The sequence below is a fragment of the Streptomyces sp. AC550_RSS872 genome (assembly GCF_019049285.1).
GTDB lineage: Bacteria > Actinomycetota > Actinomycetes > Streptomycetales > Streptomycetaceae > Streptomyces.
The window spans coordinates 17,246-36,772 of the sequence record NZ_JAGMUL010000194.1; the positions used below are offsets into that span (position 1 = coordinate 17,246).

Annotated in this window: 21 protein-coding genes; 7 read left to right on the forward strand and 14 right to left on the reverse strand. The window is 69.2% G+C overall.

The window, feature by feature from the left end; all coding sequences use genetic code 11:
• Positions 1-124 precede the first annotated feature (124 nt).
• Positions 125-880, reverse strand: a complete 756-nt coding sequence (rph, locus tag KUM44_RS40055; protein ID WP_217214691.1) for a ribonuclease PH — start codon at positions 878-880, stop codon at positions 125-127.
• 113 nt (positions 881-993) lie between these two features.
• Positions 994-1,227 (reverse strand): glucose PTS transporter subunit EIIB, encoded by a 234-nt coding sequence (locus KUM44_RS40060; RefSeq protein WP_217214692.1) that lies wholly within the window; start codon positions 1,225-1,227, stop codon positions 994-996.
• A 127-nt stretch (positions 1,228-1,354) separates the two neighbouring features.
• Between KUM44_RS40060 and KUM44_RS40065 the strand changes: the two genes are divergently transcribed.
• Entirely contained in the window at positions 1,355-2,644 is a 1,290-nt protein-coding gene (locus tag KUM44_RS40065; protein WP_217214693.1) for a PTS transporter subunit EIIC, read from the forward strand.
• Between the two features lie 198 nt (positions 2,645-2,842).
• Positions 2,843-4,108: a PTS transporter subunit EIIC gene (locus KUM44_RS40070; RefSeq protein WP_217214694.1), complete on the forward strand. Its 1,266-nt coding sequence runs from the start codon at positions 2,843-2,845 to the stop codon at positions 4,106-4,108.
• 105 nt (positions 4,109-4,213) lie between these two features.
• Here the strand turns inward: KUM44_RS40070 and KUM44_RS40075 are convergent, their stop codons facing one another.
• Complete coding sequence (locus tag KUM44_RS40075) at positions 4,214-4,966, reverse strand: MBL fold metallo-hydrolase (protein WP_217214695.1); 753 nt, start codon at positions 4,964-4,966, stop codon at positions 4,214-4,216.
• Positions 4,967-5,249: 283 nt separating this feature from the next.
• Here KUM44_RS40075 and KUM44_RS40080 point away from each other — a divergent pair, with 283 nt between their 5' ends.
• Both KUM44_RS40080 and KUM44_RS40085 read left to right on the forward strand, forming a co-directional pair.
• Positions 5,250-5,531, forward strand: a complete 282-nt coding sequence (locus tag KUM44_RS40080; RefSeq protein WP_217214696.1) for a hypothetical protein — start codon at positions 5,250-5,252, stop codon at positions 5,529-5,531.
• A 45-nt stretch (positions 5,532-5,576) separates the two neighbouring features.
• Positions 5,577-6,050: a type II toxin-antitoxin system PemK/MazF family toxin gene (locus KUM44_RS40085; RefSeq protein WP_217214697.1), complete on the forward strand. Its 474-nt coding sequence runs from the start codon at positions 5,577-5,579 to the stop codon at positions 6,048-6,050.
• 52 nt (positions 6,051-6,102) lie between these two features.
• On the opposite strand, the gene KUM44_RS40090 is transcribed toward KUM44_RS40085, so the two are convergent.
• The 7 genes from KUM44_RS40090 to clpS form a co-directional block, all read right to left on the reverse strand.
• A complete protein-coding gene (locus tag KUM44_RS40090) occupies positions 6,103-7,053 on the reverse strand; it encodes a PLP-dependent cysteine synthase family protein (protein ID WP_217214698.1) in 951 nt (316 codons plus the stop codon).
• A 5-nt stretch (positions 7,054-7,058) separates the two neighbouring features.
• Complete coding sequence (locus tag KUM44_RS40095) at positions 7,059-7,337, reverse strand: MoaD/ThiS family protein (protein ID WP_217214699.1); 279 nt, start codon at positions 7,335-7,337, stop codon at positions 7,059-7,061.
• A gap of 116 nt (positions 7,338-7,453) precedes the next feature.
• Positions 7,454-7,549: a putative leader peptide gene (locus tag KUM44_RS47825; RefSeq protein WP_019759525.1), complete on the reverse strand. Its 96-nt coding sequence runs from the start codon at positions 7,547-7,549 to the stop codon at positions 7,454-7,456.
• Positions 7,550-7,661: 112 nt separating this feature from the next.
• Positions 7,662-8,084, reverse strand: coding sequence for a Mov34/MPN/PAD-1 family protein (locus KUM44_RS40100; protein WP_217214700.1), 423 nt, complete (start codon positions 8,082-8,084; stop codon positions 7,662-7,664).
• Positions 8,085-8,288: 204 nt separating this feature from the next.
• Complete coding sequence (locus KUM44_RS40105) at positions 8,289-9,728, reverse strand: amino acid permease (protein ID WP_217214701.1); 1,440 nt, start codon at positions 9,726-9,728, stop codon at positions 8,289-8,291.
• A 341-nt stretch (positions 9,729-10,069) separates the two neighbouring features.
• Positions 10,070-10,678: a DUF2017 domain-containing protein gene (locus KUM44_RS40110; RefSeq protein WP_217214702.1), complete on the reverse strand. Its 609-nt coding sequence runs from the start codon at positions 10,676-10,678 to the stop codon at positions 10,070-10,072.
• 41 nt (positions 10,679-10,719) lie between these two features.
• Positions 10,720-11,037 (reverse strand): ATP-dependent Clp protease adapter ClpS, encoded by a 318-nt coding sequence (gene clpS / locus KUM44_RS40115; RefSeq protein ID WP_030053518.1) that lies wholly within the window; start codon positions 11,035-11,037, stop codon positions 10,720-10,722.
• 91 nt (positions 11,038-11,128) lie between these two features.
• Here clpS and KUM44_RS40120 point away from each other — a divergent pair, with 91 nt between their 5' ends.
• Together KUM44_RS40120 and KUM44_RS40125 are read left to right on the forward strand one after the other, a co-directional pair.
• On the forward strand, positions 11,129-12,487 hold the full coding sequence (locus tag KUM44_RS40120) for a nicotinate phosphoribosyltransferase (RefSeq protein ID WP_217214703.1): 1,359 nt from the start codon (positions 11,129-11,131) through the stop codon (positions 12,485-12,487).
• A 138-nt stretch (positions 12,488-12,625) separates the two neighbouring features.
• A complete protein-coding gene (locus tag KUM44_RS40125; RefSeq protein ID WP_217214704.1) occupies positions 12,626-13,216 on the forward strand; it encodes an isochorismatase family protein in 591 nt (196 codons plus the stop codon).
• A 124-nt stretch (positions 13,217-13,340) separates the two neighbouring features.
• On the opposite strand, the gene KUM44_RS40130 is transcribed toward KUM44_RS40125, so the two are convergent.
• Both KUM44_RS40130 and KUM44_RS40135 read right to left on the reverse strand, forming a co-directional pair.
• Complete coding sequence (locus tag KUM44_RS40130; RefSeq protein WP_217214705.1) at positions 13,341-13,685, reverse strand: hypothetical protein; 345 nt, start codon at positions 13,683-13,685, stop codon at positions 13,341-13,343.
• Positions 13,686-13,831: 146 nt separating this feature from the next.
• A complete protein-coding gene (locus KUM44_RS40135) occupies positions 13,832-16,177 on the reverse strand; it encodes an immune inhibitor A domain-containing protein (RefSeq protein WP_217214706.1) in 2,346 nt (781 codons plus the stop codon).
• Positions 16,178-16,574: 397 nt separating this feature from the next.
• Between KUM44_RS40135 and KUM44_RS40140 the strand changes: the two genes are divergently transcribed.
• A complete protein-coding gene (locus KUM44_RS40140; RefSeq protein ID WP_217214707.1) occupies positions 16,575-16,826 on the forward strand; it encodes a hypothetical protein in 252 nt (83 codons plus the stop codon).
• Positions 16,827-16,829: 3 nt separating this feature from the next.
• On the opposite strand, the gene KUM44_RS40145 is transcribed toward KUM44_RS40140, so the two are convergent.
• Together KUM44_RS40145 and KUM44_RS40150 are read right to left on the reverse strand one after the other, a co-directional pair.
• Entirely contained in the window at positions 16,830-17,501 is a 672-nt protein-coding gene (locus KUM44_RS40145) for an RDD family protein (protein ID WP_217214708.1), read from the reverse strand.
• An 89-nt stretch (positions 17,502-17,590) separates the two neighbouring features.
• Positions 17,591-19,135: an RDD family protein gene (locus KUM44_RS40150; RefSeq protein ID WP_217214709.1), complete on the reverse strand. Its 1,545-nt coding sequence runs from the start codon at positions 19,133-19,135 to the stop codon at positions 17,591-17,593.
• Positions 19,136-19,527 lie beyond the last annotated feature (392 nt).

Consider the following 19,527-nt stretch of genomic DNA (forward strand, 5'->3'; position numbering starts at 1 on the left):
GCCTCGCAGGGCCCCCGTCGGTCACTGGCCGGGCGTACAGCGGTGTGCCGTACGCCCGTACCCCTACTGACGCCGGGGAAGGCTGCGCGGTTGCCCGGAGCTGCGGCTCTTCTTGGTGCGTCCTTTACTTTTCGAGGACGGTATCAAGCGCCTTGCGCTGGAGTTCCGCCAGCTCCCCGCAACCCGAAACCGCCAGGTCCAGCAGGGCGTTGAGCTCCTCGCGGGCGAAGGGTTCGGCCTCGGCGGTGCCCTGGACCTCGACGAAGCGGCCGTCGCCGGTGCAGACGACGTTCATGTCGGTGTCGGCCTTCACGTCCTCCTCGTAGCAGAGGTCGAGGAGCGGCACGCCGCCGACGATGCCGACCGAGACGGCGCTGACCGTGCCGGTGAGCGGCTTGCGGCCGGCCTTGATCACCTTCTTGCCCTGGGCCCAGGAGATGGCGTCGGCGAGGGCGACGTACGCGCCGGTGATGGCCGCCGTACGCGTGCCGCCGTCGGCCTGGAGGACGTCGCAGTCGAGGACGATCGTGTTCTCGCCGAGCGCCTTGTAGTCGATGACGGCGCGCAGGGAGCGGCCGATGAGGCGGCTGATCTCGTGCGTACGGCCGCCGATCTTGCCCCGGACGGACTCGCGGTCGCCGCGGGTGTTGGTGGCACGCGGCAGCATGGCGTACTCCGCGGTGACCCAGCCTTCGCCACTGCCCTTGCGCCAGCGCGGGACACCTTCGGTGAAGGAGGCGGTGCACAGGACCTTCGTGTCGCCGAAGGAGACGAGGACGGAGCCCTCTGCGTGCTTGCTCCAGGCGCGTTCGATGGTGACCGGGCGGAGCTGTCCGGGGGTGCGGCCGTCGATTCGGGAAACTGAGGAGGTAGCTGCCATGGCGCTGAGCCTAGCCCCCCACGGGGAAGGGCCCCCTCCCGTGGTGGGAAGGGGCCCTCAGGGGTGATGCCGGGAGTCCCTCAGAGGCTGAAGCCGGGGACGATGCCCGCGCTTCACATCATGTCTTCGATCTCCGCCGCGATCGGGTCGGCGTCGGTGCCGATGACGACCTGGATGGCGGTGCCCATCTTCACGACACCGTGGGCGCCGGCGGCCTTCAGGGCGGTCTCGTCGACCAGCGAGGCGTCGCTCACCTCGGTGCGGAGCCGGGTGATGCAGCCCTCGATCTCCTCGATGTTCTCGATGCCGCCGAGCCCGGCGACGATCTTCTCAGCCTTGCTGGCCATTTCGGTCTCCTCACGCACGGTTGGCCCAACTTTACGAGCGGGTGCGTGGTGAGTACCGAAGGATGACGTCACAGCAACCCAATCGTCGGTAACTGGTCTACACCACCTGACAGGCGGTCGCCAACCCATGAGTGCCGAGACCGAGACCTCCCCCGCCCGCCGGCGGGGGCAGGCCGCGTTCCAGGGGCTACAGAAGATGGGCCGCAGCCTCCAGCTCCCGATCGCCGTCCTGCCGGCCGCGGGCATCCTCAACCGCCTCGGCCAGCCTGACGTGTTCGGAGAGGACGGGCTGGGCTGGGACAACGTCTCGAAGGTGATGGACGGCGCAGGCGGCGGACTGCTCGACAGCTCGCTCGGGCTGCCGTTGCTGTTCTGCGTCGGTGTGGCCATCGGCATGGCGAAGAAGGCGGACGGCTCGACGGCGCTGGCGGCGGTGACGGGGTTCCTCGTCTACTACAGCGTGCTGCGGGAGTTCCCGCAGGACTGCCCGCCCGGGACGAAGGAGATCGCCCCCCTCGGATGCGCCGTGACCGACGTGGCGGGGGTGGCGTACGAGTACCAGAACCCGGGTGTGTTCGGCGGCATCGTCATCGGTCTGCTGGCGGCCTTCTTCTGGCAGCGCTACCACCGGACCAAACTGGTGGACTGGCTCGGCTTCTTCAACGGGCGGCGGCTCGTCCCGATCATCATGGCGTTCGTGTCGATCGTCTTCGCGGTGCTGTGCCTGTGGGTCTGGCCGCCGATCGGTGACGCGCTGGAGAACTTCAGCGACTGGATGCGGGACCTGGGCGCCTGGGGCGCGGGCGTGTTCGGCGTCGCCAACCGCGCGCTGCTGGTGATCGGGCTGCACCAGTTCCTGAACGTGCCCATCTGGTTCCAGTTCGGCAGCTACACCAAGCCCGACGGCGAGGTGGTGCACGGCGACATCAACATGTTCCTCGATGGCGACCCGAACGCCGGCCTGTTCACCACGGGCTTCTTCCCGATCATGATGTTCGCGCTGCCGGCCGCGGCCCTCGCCATCACGCACTGCGCCAAGCCGCACCGCCGCAAGGAGATCGCCGGTCTGATGACGTCGGTGGCGCTGACCTCGTTCGTCACGGGGATCACGGAACCGATCGAGTACTCGTTCCTGTTCATCGCCCCGCTGCTGTACGCGGTGCACGCCCTGCTGACGGGGGTGTCCATGGCGGTGACCTGGGGGCTGGGGGTCCACGACGGGTTCAGCTTCTCGGCCGGCCTGATCGACTACATCATCAACTGGCAGCTGGCCACGAAACCCTGGGCGATCATTCCGATCGGCCTCGGCTTCGCCGTCGTGTATTACGCGATCTTCCGTTTCGCTATCACGAAGTTCGATCTCAGGACTCCGGGCAGAGAGCCGGAGGAGGAGGTCGAGGACGTCACGAAGGGCTGACCAGAGGTCCGAAGATCCAGGGCACTGCGTGTAGCACTCCGGTTGCGGATTTCACGGGTTCCTTATATCGCCCCCACCGTGCTACAACAGGTCTACACCACTGAGTGGTGTAGACCAGACGCCGCCGTCCCTTCCTGTCCCCGGGCGGCGCCATGCCCTTCCCCAGCCTACGGCCGGGGGGACCCCCTGGAGGAAGTTGTGACCACGGCCAGCGCCGCTCCGGCGGCCGAGAAGAAAAAGGGCGCCGCGGCGATGGCTGTGATGCAGCGCATTGGCCGCAGCCTGATGCTGCCGGTGGCGGTCCTGCCCGCAGCCGCCCTCCTGGTCCGCTTCGGCAACGAGGACATGCTGGGTGACCCGGAGTACCCCGCGTTCCTGACGAAGATCGCGGGCTTCATGGCGGCCGGCGGCAACGCGATCCTCGACAACATGGCGCTGCTGTTCGCCGTCGGTATCGCGATCGGCTTCGCGAAGAAGTCGGACGGCTCCACGGCGCTCGCGGCCGTGGTCGGTTACCTGGTCTTCAAGAACGTGCTGGCCACGTTCACCGACCCGAACCTGCCGCAGGTGGCGAAGGCCGTCGACGGCAAGGTCGTGATGGTCGACGCACCCGTGGACGCCAAGGTCCTCGGCGGTGTGGTCATGGGCATCGTCGTCGCCCTCCTCTACCAGCGCCTGTACCGCACCAAGCTCCCGGACTGGGCGGGCTTCTTCGGCGGCCGCCGGCTGGTCCCGATCGTCTCCGCCTTCGCGGGCCTGGTCATCGGCATCGTCTTCGGCTACATCTGGCCGGTCCTCGGTACGGGCCTGCACAACTTCGGTGAGTGGCTGGTCGGTTCGGGCGCCGTCGGCGCCGGCATATTCGGTGTTGCCAACCGCGCCCTGATCCCGATCGGCATGCACCACCTGCTGAACTCGTTCCCGTGGTTCCAGGCGGGCGAGTACGAGGGCAAGAGCGGCGACATCGCGCGCTTCCTGGCCGGTGACCCGAGCGCCGGACAGTTCATGACCGGCTTCTTCCCGATCATGATGTTCGCACTGCCGGCCGCGTGCCTCGCGATCGTCCACTGCGCCCGTCCGGAGCGCCGCAAGGTCGTCGGCGGCATGATGTTCTCCCTCGCGCTGACGTCCTTCGTCACCGGCGTGACCGAGCCCATCGAGTTCACCTTCATGTTCATCGCGCCGGTCCTGTACGCCGTCCACGCGGTCCTCACCGGCGTCTCGATGGCTCTCACCTGGGCGCTCGGCATGAAGGACGGCTTCGGCTTCTCGGCCGGCGCGGTCGACTTCGGCCTGAACCTGGGCATCGCGACCAACCCGTGGGGCCTGGCCCTGGTGGGCCTGTGCTTCGCCGCGCTCTACTACGTGATCTTCCGGTTCGCGATCACCAAGTTCAACCTGCCGACGCCGGGACGCGAGTCCGACGAGGAACTCGCCGAACTCCAGAAGGCGGAGGCGAAGTAGGCCGTCCGGCCCACGACCTCCGGCGAACGACGAAGGCCCCGGAACCGGGAAGGTTCCGGGGCCTTCGCGCGCATACGGGCCTGAACCCCGTACGGGCTCGACCGGCTAGATCTCGTACGTCTGCCTGGGCGCCGCCAGCTCCACCGGACCGCCGTAGACCTCGCGCGCGTCGGCCAGGTTGACCTGGGGGTCGGTCCACGGCGGGATGTGGGTGAGGACCAGGCGGCGGGCGCCCGCGCGGGCCGCGGTCTGACCCGCCTCGCGGCCGTTGAGGTGCAGGTCGGGGATGTTCTCCTTGCCGTGCGTGAACGCGGCCTCGCACAGGAACAGGTCGGCGTCGCGGGCCAGTTCGTCCAGGGCCGTGCTGATGCCCGTGTCACCGGAGTAGGTCAGGATCTTCCCGGCGTGCTCGATCCGGATGCCGTACGCCTCCACCGGGTGGGCCACGCGTTCCGTGTGCACCGTGAACGGGCCGATCTCGAAGGTGGACGGCTTGACCGTGTGGAAGTCGAAGACCTCGCTCATGGACGAGGCGGTGGGGGTGTCGGCGTAGGCGGTGGTCAGGCGCTGTTCCGTGCCCTCGGGTCCGTAGACCGGGATCGGGTCGCAGCGGCCGCCGTCGTGCCGGTAGTAGCGCGCGACGAAATACGCGCACATGTCGATGCAGTGGTCGGCGTGCAGATGGCTGAGGAAGATCGCGTCAAGGTCGTAGAGACCGCAGTGGCGCTGCAACTCGCCCAGGGCGCCGTTGCCCAGGTCGAGGAGCAGCCGGAAGCCGTCGGCCTCGACGAGGTAGCTCGAGCAGGCCGATTCCGCGGACGGGAACGACCCCGAGCAGCCGACGACGGTGAGCTTCATGAAACAGAAACCTCCGCTGGCGGGAAATCCAGAAGATCGAGAGTTGGGGCGTCGGGGGTCGTGCGGTTTGTCGAGCGTAAGGCGCAAAACCTCCGGTCGCTCCTCCGCCAAGGGCTGTTGTGGGCGAACTCACCTGTGGTGTCACCGGTTCGGCTGCTGACGCTGTCCAGTTGTTCGAGGTCGGCCCCGGGTGGCGTAGAGAGGGTCATCTCCGGTCGCTGTCACCTATACCCGGACGTAGCGTCGGAAAGAGAGTTGCCCGAGTGAGTGGAGGGATCCGGACATGGCCGTGCTGGTCGTCAATCAGGGTGCGGAGTGGAACCAGGAGCTTTACCAGGCCACCTTCGACCGGGCGATCCCGGATCGCACGAATCCGCCCGCCGGACTCGTCGCGCACTTCGGAGCACCTGGCGAGGGGGGTGGGTGGCAGGTCATCGACGTGTGGGAGACGGAAGAACAGTTCCGACGCTTCCTGGAGGAGTCGGTCATCCCGGCGGCGAAGGCGCTCGGAGCACCACCGTTCGACAGTCAGGTGGTCAAGCTGTACAACTCCCTGATCCCGTAGAGCCGTGACGCGCGGGGGTGGTGGGGCGCCGGTACCGTCGTGCCTATGGACACGTCATGGTGGCTGGCGCTCGCGGCGGTGATACTGCTCGCGCTCGTCGCCGCGCTCGTGGACGGGTGGGGGCTCGGGCGGCGTCCCGAGAAGCGGCGGACGCGTCCGCCGGGGCGGTCGGACCGGCGCACTCCGGCTCGTTCGCGGGGGCGTGGTGCCGTCCGACCGGCGCCCGCGGAGATCTGGTGGGCGAACGTGCCCTACGAGGACGGGCCGGGAGCCAAGGACCGGCCGTGTCTGGTGCTCGCGGTGCGCGGGCAGCAGGTCACCGTCGCCAAGATCACCAGCAAGTACCGGGACGAGCGCTGCGGCGTGATCCCGTTGCCGCCGGGGTCCGTCGGGGACACCCGGGGGCGGGCGAGCTTCCTGGAGACGGGCGAGCTGCGGGACGTACCGGTGTCGGACTTCCGGCGGAGGGTTGGGGTGATGGACCCGGTCGTGTGGGACCAGGTCCGTCACCTCGCGTAGGCGCTCCGCCGAGCAGCAGGATTCCGTCTGCGGGCCCGCTACGGGGCGCGTTTCACGCCCACAGCTGGCCCTGCAAGGTCTCGATGGCCGCCTCCGTCGTGGCGGCCGTGTAGACGCCGGTCGAGAGGTACTTCCAGCCGCCGTCGGCCACGACGAACACGATGTCGGCGGACTCCCCCGCCTTCAGCGCCTTCTTCCCGACGCCGATCGCGGCGTGCAGCGCGGCCCCGGTGGAGATGCCCGCGAAGATGCCCTCCTGCTGGAGGAGTTCGCGGGTGCGGGTGACCGCGTCGGCCGAGCCCACCGAGAAGCGGGTGGTCAGGACGGAGGCGTCGTACAGCTCGGGTACGAAGCCCTCGTCGAGGTTGCGCAGGCCGTAGACCAGGTCGTCGTAGCGCGGTTCGGCGGCGACGATCTTGACGTCCGGCTTGTGCTCGCGCAGATACCGGCCGACGCCCATCAGGGTGCCCGTGGTGCCGAGGCCGGCGACGAAGTGGGTGACCGAGGGGAGGTCGGCGAGGATCTCCGGGCCGGTCGTGGCGTAGTGGGCGCCCGCGTTGTCCGGGTTGCCGTACTGGTAGAGCATCACCCAGTCGGGATGCTCGGCGGACAGTTCCTTGGCGACCCGTACGGCGGTGTTGGAGCCGCCCGCGGCCGGGCTGGAGATGATCTCCGCGCCCCACATGGCGAGCAGGTCCCGGCGCTCCTGCGAGGTGTTCTCGGGCATCACGCACACGATCCGGTAGCCCTTGAGCTTCGCCGCCATCGCCAGGGAGATGCCGGTGTTGCCGGAGGTGGGCTCCAGGATGGTGCAGCCGGGCGTCAGACGGCCGTCCTTCTCCGCCTGCTCGATCATGTGCAGGGCGGGGCGGTCCTTGACCGAGCCGGTGGGGTTGCGGTCCTCCAGCTTGGCCCAGATGCGGACGTCGGCGGACGGCGACAACCGCGGCAGGCACACCAGAGGGGTGTTGCCCACCGCGGCCAGCGGGGAGTCGTAACGCATCCGGATCAGGCCATGCCGCCGGCCACGGCCGGCAGGATCGTGACGTTGTCGCCGTCGGCGAGCTTGGTGTTGATGCCGTCGAGGAAGCGGACGTCCTCGTCGTTCAGGTAGACGTTGACGAAGCGGCGCAGCTGCTCGCCCTCCACGATGCGGGCCTGGATGCCCGTGTGCCGGGTCTCGAGGTCGGTGAGCAGCTCGGCGAGGGTGTCCCCGTTGCCCTCCACCGCCTTCTGACCGTCGGTGTAGGTGCGGAGGATGGTGGGGATGCGGACCTCGATGGCCATGGCTCAGGGCTCCTGTCGGGAGTAGTCAGTCGGGGGCGCGCGGCAGCGCAAGTGCAGCAGGGGTGGTGCGTGGTGCAGCGCCGCGGCTCACGGCCGTACGGCGGCAGGGTGTCGCGTCAACAGATGGCGCTGGCGAGCCTGCACAGGTCGACGTGCAGCCGCGCCACGAGCAGCATGCCCGGCGTCTTTTCGCTCACGTCATGGGAAACCATGGGGTCATCGTATCGATTCCCGGTCCGGCTTTCGGAAGGTGATCCCACATCGTGGACGGATGAGGATCGGAGAGTGAGACCGCGCTGTTCACAACCCCTTGGCACGCCTCGACTAGTACGCCTCGACGACCTTGACCTCCTCCTCCGCCACCTCGCCGTCGACGATCCGGAAGGAGCGGAACTGGAACTCGCCGAGGCCGTCGGTGTCGGCCGTGGAGACGAGGACGTAGTGCGCGCCGGGCTCGTTGGCGTAGGAGATGTCGGTGCGGGAGGGGTAGGCCTCGGTGGCGGTGTGGGAGTGGTAGATGACCACGGGTTCCTCGTCGCGGTCGTCCATCTCGCGGTAGAGCTTGAGCAGGTCGCCGGAGTCGAACTCGTAGAACGTGGGCGACATCGCGGCGTTCAGCATCGGGATGAAGCGCTCGGGCCGGTCCGAGCCGGCCGGGCCCGCGACGACGCCGCACGCCTCGTCGGGGTGGTCCTTGCGCGCATGGGCGACGATCTGGTCGACGAGGGCCTGGGTGATGGTCAGCATGTCGGTCAGGATAAGCAGACAGGCCGCCCCGTACCGGAGGTTGGTACGGGGCGGCCCATATGCCGGACGCCCTGAGCGGCAGCCGCCGGGAGCGCCACGAGTGCTCCCGAGGGCGGAACGTCCTGGACAGGCGGCTCGGCAACGCCCTGAAGCTGCGCGAGGCCGCGGCGATCACCTCACGGCCCGCTCAGCGAAGCGTTCGGTTCAGCCGACCTTCTCGAGCTCCGGCTCCTCGCCGCCGCGAGTGGCGATCTGCGGGTTCCGGCTCTTGAGGATTGCCCAGCCGACGCCGAGGGCGACGGCCCAGCCGGCCGCGACGTACAGACAGATCCGCGCGTCCTTGTCGTACGCGATCATGCAGGTCACGCCGACGAGGAAGAGGAGCGCGACCCAGCTGAAGAGCGCCCCGCCGGGAGCGGGGAAGGAGGAGGCGCGCAGCCGGCCGGCGTCGACCGCGGCCCGGTAGCGGATGTGGCTGACGAGGATCATCATCCAGGTCCAGATGCCGGCCGCGGTGGCGACGGAGGTGACGTACTGGAACGCCTTCTCCGGGACGACGTAGTTCAGGACGACGCCGATGCCCATGAGCGCCACGGAGACCGCGATGCCGACGGCGGGCGTCTTGCGGGTGGTGAGCTTGCCGAAGGCCTGCGGGGCCTCGCTGTTGGCGGCGAGGTCGCGCAGCATCCGGCCGGTCGAGTACATGCCCGAGTTGCAGGACGACAGGGCCGCGGTGAGCACCACGAAGTTGACGATGCCCGCGGCGAGCGGAATGCCGATCTTGCCGAAGGCGTGGACGAACGGGCTCTCGCCGTCATGGAACTCGGTCCACTTGACGACGGAGAGGATCACCAGCAGCGCGCCGACGTAGAAGACGATGATGCGCCAGGGCAGGGTGTTGATGGCCTTGGGCAGGGTCTTCTCGGGGTTCTCGGACTCGCCCGCGGTGACACCGACGAGCTCGACGGCGAGGTAGGCGAACATGACGCCCTGGAGCGTCATCAGGCTGGAGCCGATGCCGTTGGGGAAGAAGCCGTTGTGCGACCAGAGGTTGGAGACGGTGGCGGTGTCACCGGCGTCGGAGAAGCCGAGGGTGAGCACGCCGAGGCCGATGACGATCATGCCGATGATGGCCGTGACCTTGATCATCGAGAACCAGAACTCGACCTCGCCGAAGATCTTGACGGAGATCAGGTTGACGCCGAACAGCACCACCAGGAAGACCAGGGCGCTGACCCACTGCGGGATCTCGGGGAACCAGAAGTGGATGTAGATCGCGGCGGCCGTGAGCTCGGCCATGCCGGTGACCACCCACATGAGCCAGTACGTCCAGCCGGTGACGAAGCCGAAGAACGGGCCGAGGAATTCGCGGGCGTACTCGGCGAAGGAGCCGGAGACGGGCCGGTAGAGCAGCAGTTCGCCCAGGGCTCGCATGATGAAGAAGATGACGACGCCCGCGAGGGCGTACATGAGGATGATGCTGGGGCCGGCCTTCTCGATGTTCGCTCCGGCACCCATGAACAGCCCGACGCCGATGGCGCCGCCGATCGCGATCATCTGGACCTGACGGCTGCCGAGGCCGCGCTCGTACCCCTCTTCCGGGGCACCCGTGGCCTTCGCGTCCGTGACCTTCGCAGAGGTCATGTGTTGTGCGCCTTTCTCCATGCCGACCCGGGCCCTTCGTCGGCCTCGGATCGGGTCTCGATCCCCCCGGATTGCTGGAGCTGTGCCCGGCCGACGATCCGCCGGCCATGTGGCGCACCCGGCCGAACATACGGGTGGTGTTCGCCGGGCGGTCGTGAAGATTTATCACGGCCGCAACAGTGATCGGCTCCTGGGCATGTGGCGCATCACACAAGAAGAACCGGACAAACGCGCCGCCGCCACCCCTATCAGGCGACGGCGGTGATGCGATCGTTATTCGGATTTGAGCGTCCTCTGAGCGAACACAGAATGGTCACATATCGCCACAAGAACGTTGCGGCCTACGGCATGAGTGTCGCGACCAGCGTCTCCTGGAGCCCGCCCAGCCACAGGTACGCCATCACCATCGGCTTGCGCGGGTCCTCGTCCGGCAGCCGGTAGAGCAGGTCGGTGTCGTCCTCGTCGGTGATGTCCAGCCGGGAGCCGATGGCAAGCCGCAGGTCGTTGAGGGCGCCGAGCCAGCGCTGGGACTCCTCCGGGGAGAGCTTGAGCACCGCGCCGCCCTCGCCGGAGGAGGCGGAGCTGAGCTCGTCCAGGGAGCGGACCACCGCGAGCGCGTTGTCGCGCTTGCCGGCCCGCAGGTCGTTCTCGGTGTAGCGGCGGAACTCCGCGGAGTACGCCCGCTGCTCCTCGGCCTCCTTCGCCTGCGGGGCGCCCTCGGGGTCGCTGTAGGCGTCCGGGAACAGGCGCCTGAGGACCGGGTCGGCGGGCGGCTCGCTCGGGCCCTCGGCGAACAGCTCGGCGAGCGGGTCGTCGGGGGCCTCCTCGGCGGGGCCGGGGCCGATGAGTTCCAGGAGCTGGACGGCCAGCGAGCGGATGATGGAGATCTCGACGTCGTCGAGGGCGACGGCCGCGCCGCCGCCGGGGAGCGGTTCGAAGGTTCCTGGCATAGGGACGATTCGCTACTTCCGGTCCTGCGCGGGCGTACGGGTCACTTGCGGTCGTGCTGGAGGGTGGCCCACAGACCGTAGCCGTGCATGGCCTGCACGTCGCGTTCCATCTCCTCACGGGTGCCGCTGGAGACGACCGCCCGGCCCTTGTGGTGGACGTCGAGCATGAGCTTGGTCGCCTTGTCCTTCGTGTAGCCGAAGTAGGACTGGAAGACGTAGGTCACATAGCTCATGAGGTTGACCGGGTCGTTGTGGACGATCGTGACCCAGGGGACGTCCGGCTCGGGGACGGCGAAGACCTCCTCCGCCGACTCGGTGCGTTCGATCTCCAGGGGTGCGGGTGACGTCACAGAGCCCATGCTGCCACCGGAGGGGGGTGGTCGCACAAATCCCCGGCGATCCACCGGACCAAATCGTCAGAGTGACGAAATGGGGGTAGCATCTGTCGTCATGAACACAGCGGACCTTGGGCTGCCGGTGGACGTTCCCTCGACGGCGCTCTTCACGGATCAGTACGAGTTCACGATGCTTCAGGCCGCCCTGAAGGCCGGCACCGCCGACCGGCGCAGCGTCTTCGAGGTTTTCACCCGGCGGCTGCCCGAGGGGCGGCGCTACGGCGTGGTGGCCGGCACCGGCCGGGTCCTGGACGCCGTCGAGAACTTCCGCTTCGACGCCGACGTCCTCGGCTTCCTGCGCGAGCGGAACATCCTCGACGAGCAGACCCTCACGTGGCTCGCGGACTACCGCTTCTCCGGCGACGTCTGGGGCTACCCCGAGGGCGAGGTCTACTTCCCGGGCTCGCCGATCATGCGGGTCGAGGGCAGCTTCGCCGAGTGCGTGCTGCTGGAGACGGTGATCCTCTCCATCCTCAACCACGACTCCGCCATCGCCGCGGCCGCCTCCCGGATGGCGTCGGCCGCCGGGGAGCGCCCGCTCATCGAGATGGGCGCCCGCCGCACCCACGAGCTGGCCGCCGTCGCCGCCTCACGCGCCGCGTACCTCGGCGGCTTCACCTCCACCTCCGATCTGGCCGCCGGCTTCCGCTACGGCATACCCACCGTCGGCACCAGCGCCCACGCCTTCACCCTGCTGCACGACCGCGAGCGCGACGCCTTCCAGGCCCAGGTGGACTCCATGGGCCGCGGCACCACGCTGCTGGTCGACACCTACGACGTCGCCGAGGCGGTGCGTACGGCCGTGGAGGTCGCCGGCCCCGAGCTGGGCGCCGTACGGATCGACTCGGGCGACCTGCTGCTGGTCGCGCACCGGGTCCGCCAGCAGCTGGACGAGCTGGGCGCCACCGGCACGAAGATCATCGTGACCTCCGACCTGGACGAGTACGCCATCGCCTCGCTGGCGGCGGCCCCCGTGGACGCGTACGGCGTCGGCACCCAGCTGGTGACCGGGTCGGGGCATCCGACCTGCTCGATGGTCTACAAGCTGGTCGCCCGCGCCGAGTCCGGCGACGCCACGGCGCCGCTGGTGCCGGTGGCGAAGAAGTCGAGCGGCGGCAAGACGTCCATCGGCGGCCGCAAGTGGGCCGCGCGGCGCCTCGACGAGTACGGCGTCGCGGAGGCCGAGGTCGTCGGCACCGGGCCGGTTCCGGACGGGCTCGCCGACCGGCAGCTGCTGGTGCAGCTGATCAAGAGCGGTGACGTGGTGGCCCGTGAGCCGCTGGACGTCGTGCGGGACCGGCACACGTCCGCGCGCGGCAAGCTGCCGCTGTCCGCCACGCAGCTCTCGCGCGGGGAGCCTGTCATCCCGACCGAGTATGTCAACGGGCGCTCGGGTAGCCGGACGGGGGCGTGAAGCGAGCGCGCCCGGCGTGCGCGCGCCATGCCCCCTCCCGCAGCGCACCCGAAGTCTCTAGGCTCGGAAGTTCACGGCCGGGCCAGCACCCTTTTTCACCGTCCCGACCTCAGCGTCCATAACCGAAGGACACCGACCATGCGCCGCGCCTTGATCGTCGTAGATGTGCAGAACGACTTCTGCGAGGGAGGCAGCCTCGCGGTGGCCGGCGGTGCCGACGTGGCCGCCGCCGTCACCGAGCTGATCGGGCAGGCGGCCGGGTCCGGCTACCAGCACGTCGTCGCCACCCGCGACCACCACATCGCCCCCGGCGGTCACTTCTCCACCAATCCCGACTTCGCCCACTCCTGGCCGGCGCACTGCGTCGCAGGTACCGAGGGCGTCGGCTTCCACCCGAACTTCGCCCCCGCGGTCGCGTCCGGCGCGATCGACGCCGTGTTCGACAAGGGGGCGTACGCGGCGGCGTACAGCGGGTTCGAGGGGGCCGACGAGAACGGGGTGCGGCTGGCGGACTGGCTGCGGGCGCGGGACGTCTCGGAGGTGGACGTGGTGGGGATCGCCACGGATCACTGCGTGCGGGCCACTGCCGTGGATGCGGTACGGGAGGGGTTCCGTACGCAGGTGTTGCTGGATCTGACTGCCGGGGTGGCTTCCGAGACGACGGAGCGGGCGCTGGAGGAGATGCGGGAGGCGGGTGTGGAGCTGTCCGGCAAGCCGGTGGTCGCGTAGCGCTACACCGGGTGCCTCGTCCGGTCGGCTGGCGGCTGCGGCGCCGTCGTGGCTGGTCGCGCAGCTCCCCGCGCCCCTTGGGGGCGTTGCAGGCGCCGCACATGACACAGTCGCCCCGCGCCGCTTAAGGCGTTGCCGCCGGGCGTCTCAGCAGCGCTCGGATCGGGTGCCACAGCTCCTGTGCCAGCTCGGGTCCCAGGGCGACACCGTTGTCAGGGGCCGTTCGCCATATCAGGCCGTCGGGGTGGTGCAGGACCGCCGTGATCTCGTCGGGTGACGGCGGGGCGGCGTTGCCGCGTAGGTAGACCGCGCGCATGCCGAGGTTGCGGAGCCTGGTCAGGGCTCGGGCGCGGTTCTGGGCGTGGACGAGGACACGGACGCTGCCCGTGCCGTCGGCGGTGGGTCTGGGCAGGTTCAGAGCCACCACCACGCTGCCGGTCGGCAGCTTGCAGAAACCTCCTGCGGCCATGCGGTCACACCCCCGTGCGAGTCGGTGTCGATGTCGGTGTCGATGTCGGTGTCAATAACGGAAGCACAGGGTGCACCTAAACACGATCGGCGGCAACCCGCCAAGAGGGTTGCCGCCGATCACGCTCTGACCTGCGAATATGCCGTTTACTTCACTGCGGCGCCGACCTCGACCGTGATCGTCGAGCCGTCGCGCGGCTCCTTGATGATCTTGATCTTGGTGTTGGTGTCAGTGATCTTGACGCCCGCGGTGGGCGTCTCGGCGCTGTAGTACGTGCTGGTGTGGTCATTGAAGACCGGCACCCCGGCACGCGACGGGATCCAGGCCGCGACGCCCGCGTTGTGCAGCGTCATGCCGTCCGTGCGGAACGTGCTGAACGGCGAGTCGTAGGACTGGATGCGGTTGCGCATCAGCGTGCCGTCGGACCACTTCAGCGGCGTCGGGTGGGAGTCGACCGGGAGGATCAGACCGACACCCTGGTGCTGGCTGGTGTTGTTGTCCGCCTGGGAGGTGTCCCACTTCCAGATCAACAGGCCGTTCTGGTAGGCGTAGTGCTCCACCCAGTCCGGACGGGTCGACGAGAAGCCGAAGTTGTACGGGCCCGTCTTCAGGGTCTTGTCGTACGACACGTACTGACGGTTCTCGGCGATGTAGTACTGCTCGTAGTCCTTGGTGAACGAAGCGCCCATGCGCGTGAAGCCGGTCGCCGTCCAGGCGTTGTCCACGCTCTCCACGTCGTCCGAGAAGACCGCGGAGCCGTCGGCGGTGACCGTGATGCGGTCGGCCGCGAAGCCCTTCATCGCCAGGCCGCCGTCGGTCGCGTAGCGGAAGCGGAGGTCGATCTTCTTGCCGGCGTAGGCGTCCAGCGGGTAGACGAGCTTCTGGTACGCGTCCACCGTGCCGTCGAGCGCGGGCTTGTCACTGCCGTCACGGCTGATCGGGTTGCCGTTCGCGGTGCCGTCGATCGCCGTCCAGTTGGCGCCGCCGTCGGTCGACACCTCGGTGTAGAGGTAGTCGTAGCCCTTCTCGATGTCCCACCAGCCGTCGAGGGTGAGACTGGCGGAGGACTTGCCGGTGAGGTCGACGCTGCGGCTCAGCGTGTTCTTCAGGTTGTTGCCGCTGCCGCTCCACCACTGGGTCGCGCCCTGTGCGGGAGTCACGAGTTCGGTGGTGACGGCCTTCTTGGGCAGCGAGACCACGAGGGCCTGCTTGTGCCGGGTGTTGTACTCGGCAAGGCCCAGCTTGTGCTCGGACGTCGTCGCGGCCTTGGCCGTGTCGTAGTTGAGCCAGCCCAGCTGGAGCTTGTCCCAGGCGGTCATGTCGCCGGGCAGGTCACCGATCTCCTTCTTGCCGGTGCCCAGCCAGGAACCGGAGGACATCAGCGTCCAGAAGCCGGTGGAGTTCTCGCCGCCGGCGGTGTCGTAGTGGTCCGGCAGACCGAGGTCGTGGCCGTACTCGTGGGCGAAGACGCCGAGGCCGCCGTTCTCCGGCTGGACGGTGTAGTCGCCGACCCAGATGCCGGTGGAGCCGATCTGCGCGCCGCCCAGCCTGTTGTTCGCGGGGCCGGTGGCACCGGCGTCGGTGCCGAAGGCGTACCAGCGGTGGGCCCAGATCGCGTCCTCGCCCTGGGCGCCGCCGCCCGCGGACTCGTCCTCACCGGCGTGCACGATCTGGAAGTGGTCGATGTAGCCGTCGGCCTCGTTGAAGTCGCCGTCGCCGTCGAAGTCGTAGCGGTCCCACTGGTCGAACTGCGTCACGGCGGCCTTGATCTCGGCGTCGGTCTTCCCAGCTGCCTTCTGCTGGGAGACCCACGCGTTCAGACCGTCGCTGACGACGTTCCACACGCTGGCGCAGTTGGTTTCGCCGCAGGCGTTGTTGCCGTAGCGGGCCTCGTTGTAGGGGACCTTGACCCAGTCGGTGACCTCGCCCTCGACCGAGTAGCGGCCCGAGGACTGCTTCTCGTAGTACTTCTTCAGCGACTCGGTCTTCTTGCCGGTGCCGAAGTAGAGGTCCTGGTAGTGCTTCTGGTTGTAGTCCGCCTGCCAGGCCGTCGAGTTGTCCTTCTCGCGGTCGGGCTCGGCTATCTGGTTGTGGGCCGGGCCGGGCGTGCCGCCGAACTCGCTGATCCGGTCGCCGAACTCGACCAGGATCGTGAAGATCTTGTCGGTCTTCTCGCGGCCCAGCTCGACGTACTTGCTGTCGCCCTTCTTGCTCTTGAGCTCGACGACCTGCGAGCCGTCGCGCTTCTTGACCTTGCTCCGGCCGGATATGACCTGGTTCAGGGCCTCCTCGCGCTGGGCCTCCTGCGTCTTGCTCATGGGGCCGTCGAGGTTGTGTTCGGCGTGAGTGTGCTCCGCCGGGTCGTGCCGCTCCACGGACGCCGGCGCGCCTTCGTCGGCCTGAGCCACCGCGAAGGTCGAGAACGTCGCCGCTGCCGTCGTGAGCGCGACGGCGGTCGCCGCCGTTCTGAACGTCCAGGGTCTACTGGTCACTTGCTTCCTCCCCCGCGTCCGGGCGCGCGGAAGGAAGGGTTCCTGGTCCTGGAGGTTCCGCGAGCGCCTGATCAACGCGTGTAGTCAAGTGACGACATTTGACTAGAGGTTAGTCAGAAAAAACAGACCTTGACTTGAACAGGTCAATTGCACTATGCGGAGTCCATGTTCGTTTAGCGAACAACCACCTTTCGGGGCGGGCGCGTTGCGCTGTCCACCTGTTGGACGAGATGACTCCGTGCGCCCCCCGTGCACCGGCACTGTTGGTTAGGTCACGCTTACGGTTTGTTCCGCTCGGGCATGCACGCGGTTAGAGTCGGATGGCGGAACGCCCGGACGTCGGCGGAAAGCCAGGCCGAGACCCCCGTGCACCCCTGATTCCGAGGACACGATGATCATGCCTCGTCCGACTGCCGCACAGCTCGCTTACGGCTCGTGCACCGTGATCTTCTCGACGCTCGCCATGCTGCTGCTGTCACAGACGAGTTCGGGTGTGGGGATCGCGGTCATCGCCGTCGCGGCGCTTCTGCTCGGGCTGCTGGTCGCCATGACAGTGCCCATGCCGAGGAAGCCCCGCGTGGTGGCGATCCGCAAGCCCGCTCCTACCGAACGGGAACAGGCGGAGGAACCCGTGCTGACCCAGTCCTGACGCTCAGTTGCCCGTGCTGACCACGACCGTCTTCGCCGCCTTGTCGTGCAGGCCCTGTTTGTAGGGCTTGTCGAAGAAACTCCAGCCGCCGCAGATCACGGTCCAGATGCAGGCGCAGCAGAACGCGAACGGGATCCACAGCACCAATGCCCGGATCAGCGAGGCCTGCACCGAGGGGGTGGCGCCGTTGTCGAGGTTGGCCGTGCGCAGGTTGAGCAGCTTCTTGCCGAGCGTCTGCCCCGTCCTGGCGGTCATGACGGTGTCGTAGCCGATGAACAGCACGGCGGCGACCAGTGACTGCACGAAGGACTTGCTGTACTCCACCTCGTCGGTGTTCACGTCGTACTCGGTGACGCCGAATCCCCAGGTGAGCAGCCAGACGACGACGCCCACCAGGATCATGTCGATGATGCGGGCCAGCGTGCGCTTGCCGCTGTCGGCGAGCGGCGGCATCCCGGCGAGGGGGTCGGCGGGCCCGCCTCCGCCGCCGTACGGGTCACCGCCGTAGGGGCCGCCGCCGTAGGGGCCGCCGCCGTAGGAGGGCGGGGGCTGGCCGCCATACGGTGGCTGGTCACCGTACGGCGAACCCGGGCCCTCGGACGGCGGGGGCTGCTTCCTGAACGGATCGTCTTCCGGGGGTTGCTGACCGGAGCCGGGAGGCGGTTCGCTGCTCATGGCCCGAGTCGACCGCGAACCGTCCGGCTTCGCATCCGGCGCGGGGCCGTCCGGGGTACGGAATCTTCCGGGCCGTTCGCGGTATGCGGTCAGCCCGCGACGAACGTACGCGCCGCCTTGTCGTGCCAGCACTGGCGCCACGGCCGGTCGAACACGCACCACAGCACGCCGACGACGCCGACGACGAGCAGGCCGGGGATGCTGTAGACGAGCCAGCGCTTCAGGGCCGCGCCGAACTCCGGGGGTTCGTGCGCCTCGATGTCCCGCACCTCCAGGCCGAGCACCTTCTTGCCGAGCGTGCGGCCCCACTTGACGGTGGGCAGGACCTCGTAGACCGCGCCGAACAGCAGCAGGACGGCCAGGATGATGCCGAGGTAGACCGACGTGGTGCCGTCCAGCAGCCACACGGTGACCGTCTCGCCGGACAGCTTGGCGGCGTCGATCTTGCCGTTGACGTGGTCGATCGCCTTGGTTCCGAGCGGGACGGCGGCCACCGCGGTGACGGCGGCCAGGACGACGGTGTCCAGCAGCCGTGCGGCCAGCCGCTTGCCGAGGCCCGCGGGGCGGGCGGCGGCCTGACGCATGGCGGCCGCCTGGAACGGGTCCAGGGTCGGGGGCTTCCACGGCGCGACCGGCTGGTCCTCGCCGGGGCCCGCGAGCCGGTGGACCTGCTGCGCCCAGGAGGACTGGCCGCCTCCGGGGCCCGACGTCATGGGCGCGCCGGAGGCCGCTGCCGCGGGCTGCGGGCCGCCCGACTGCTGGGGGATGCTCGGCGCGGCCGCCGGCTGGGCCTGCTGCGGGCCGGAGAGGGCCGTGGGAGAGCCGTCGGCGGCCTGGGCGGCGGCCGCGGCTCCGGCGGCCGTCTGGGCCTGTCCCTGGGCCACGGCGGCCCGTTCGGCGGCGGCCTTCCCGGCGCCGAAGCCGGGACCCTGCGGGGCGCCGGTCGCGGCGTCCGTACGTGCGGCGCCCGATCCGGCGGACGCGCCCGTGCTTCCGCCCTGCGCCCCCGTGCGCGGGGACACCGCGCGGATGGCCATGGTGCCGTCGGCAGGGGCGGGGCCGCCGGGACTGGGGATGCCGGCGCCGGAGGACTGCGCTCCGCCCGCCACGGGCCGACGGATCATGAACGTGTCCCCGGAGGCGACGCCCCCGGAGTCCGCGTCCGGCTCGGCGGGCGCAACGGTGGCCGTGCCGTCGGTGCCGACGGCCTGCCCGTCCGGCTCGGCCGCCGCGCGTGGGTCCCTCGGGCCGGGCTCCTGCTGGGCGCCCCAGGAGACGCGGTGGTCCTGGTCGCCGCCGAAGCCGGCCTGGTGGGCCGGGTCGGCGCCCCACGCGGACGCCGGCTCCGGGCGGCTGCCGTGCTGGGCCTGGGCCGACGCGGGTTCCCGCGCCGGTTCCTCGTCGAAGAAGTGCGGGCCGGTCTCCTCGACCGAGGCGGCCGGGGCAGCGGCGGACCCTTCAGGGCCGGCGCCCGGCGGCGGGGCGAGCGGTTCGCCGTCCGTCGGCGCCGGACGGCTGGTGCCCGGCACCCAGGAGGCACCGTTCCAGTACCGGACATATCCAGGAATGGACGGGTCCGGGTAATACCCTTCGCGGGGCCTGTCGTCACCGGGGGCCGGGGTTGGGGCGCTCATGTCCGTCGTCCGGTATCTGCTCGGGGGTCAAATAGAGGCCTCCACATCTATCAGACCGACGCAACAAGCACCGCCCGTCCCGAAGGACCCACTCCTTTCCGGGCAACCTCGTACACGTACTTCACACCAGCGGAACCAGGACCGGAACGCCGACGACACACGGCCCCGCCACCGGCCCGACGCCACCCGTTCGAGGCCGACCGCCCGGCCTTCGGCTGGGGGCCCGGGGGTCAGCCCCCGGGAAGACACAGCCAGACCGACGCAACAAGCACCGCCCGTCCCGAAGGACCCACCCCTTTCCGGGCAACCTCGTACACGTACTTCACACCAGCGGAACCAGGACCGGAACGCCGACGACACACGGCCCCGCCACCGGCCCGACGCCACCCGTT

Bases quoted from the DNA above. Each gene is read 5' to 3' on its own strand.
- KUM44_RS40140 (WP_217214707.1), top strand. From the start codon at position 16,575: ATGCCTCGTCCGACTGCCGCACAGCTCGCTTACGGCTCGTGCACCGTG.
- KUM44_RS40060 (WP_217214692.1), bottom strand. From the start codon at position 1,227: ATGGCCAGCAAGGCTGAGAAGATCGTCGCCGGGCTCGGCGGCATCGAG.
- KUM44_RS40105 (WP_217214701.1), bottom strand. From the start codon at position 9,728: ATGACCTCTGCGAAGGTCACGGACGCGAAGGCCACGGGTGCCCCGGAA.
- KUM44_RS40100 (WP_217214700.1), bottom strand. From the start codon at position 8,084: ATGCTGACCATCACCCAGGCCCTCGTCGACCAGATCGTCGCCCATGCG.
- KUM44_RS40095 (WP_217214699.1), bottom strand. From the start codon at position 7,337: ATGGCCATCGAGGTCCGCATCCCCACCATCCTCCGCACCTACACCGAC.
- KUM44_RS40130 (WP_217214705.1), bottom strand. From the start codon at position 13,685: ATGGCCGCAGGAGGTTTCTGCAAGCTGCCGACCGGCAGCGTGGTGGTG.
- KUM44_RS40075 (WP_217214695.1), bottom strand. From the start codon at position 4,966: ATGAAGCTCACCGTCGTCGGCTGCTCGGGGTCGTTCCCGTCCGCGGAA.
- KUM44_RS40080 (WP_217214696.1), top strand. From the start codon at position 5,250: ATGGCCGTGCTGGTCGTCAATCAGGGTGCGGAGTGGAACCAGGAGCTT.
- KUM44_RS40120 (WP_217214703.1), top strand. From the start codon at position 11,129: ATGAACACAGCGGACCTTGGGCTGCCGGTGGACGTTCCCTCGACGGCG.
- rph (WP_217214691.1), bottom strand. From the start codon at position 880: ATGGCAGCTACCTCCTCAGTTTCCCGAATCGACGGCCGCACCCCCGGA.
- KUM44_RS40125 (WP_217214704.1), top strand. From the start codon at position 12,626: ATGCGCCGCGCCTTGATCGTCGTAGATGTGCAGAACGACTTCTGCGAG.
- KUM44_RS40090 (WP_217214698.1), bottom strand. From the start codon at position 7,053: ATGCGTTACGACTCCCCGCTGGCCGCGGTGGGCAACACCCCTCTGGTG.
- KUM44_RS40150 (WP_217214709.1), bottom strand. From the start codon at position 19,135: ATGAGCGCCCCAACCCCGGCCCCCGGTGACGACAGGCCCCGCGAAGGG.
- KUM44_RS40110 (WP_217214702.1), bottom strand. From the start codon at position 10,678: ATGCCAGGAACCTTCGAACCGCTCCCCGGCGGCGGCGCGGCCGTCGCC.
- KUM44_RS40145 (WP_217214708.1), bottom strand. From the start codon at position 17,501: ATGAGCAGCGAACCGCCTCCCGGCTCCGGTCAGCAACCCCCGGAAGAC.
- clpS (WP_030053518.1), bottom strand. From the start codon at position 11,037: ATGGGCTCTGTGACGTCACCCGCACCCCTGGAGATCGAACGCACCGAG.
- KUM44_RS40085 (WP_217214697.1), top strand. From the start codon at position 5,577: ATGGACACGTCATGGTGGCTGGCGCTCGCGGCGGTGATACTGCTCGCG.
- KUM44_RS40065 (WP_217214693.1), top strand. From the start codon at position 1,355: ATGAGTGCCGAGACCGAGACCTCCCCCGCCCGCCGGCGGGGGCAGGCC.
- KUM44_RS47825 (WP_019759525.1), bottom strand. From the start codon at position 7,549: ATGGTTTCCCATGACGTGAGCGAAAAGACGCCGGGCATGCTGCTCGTG.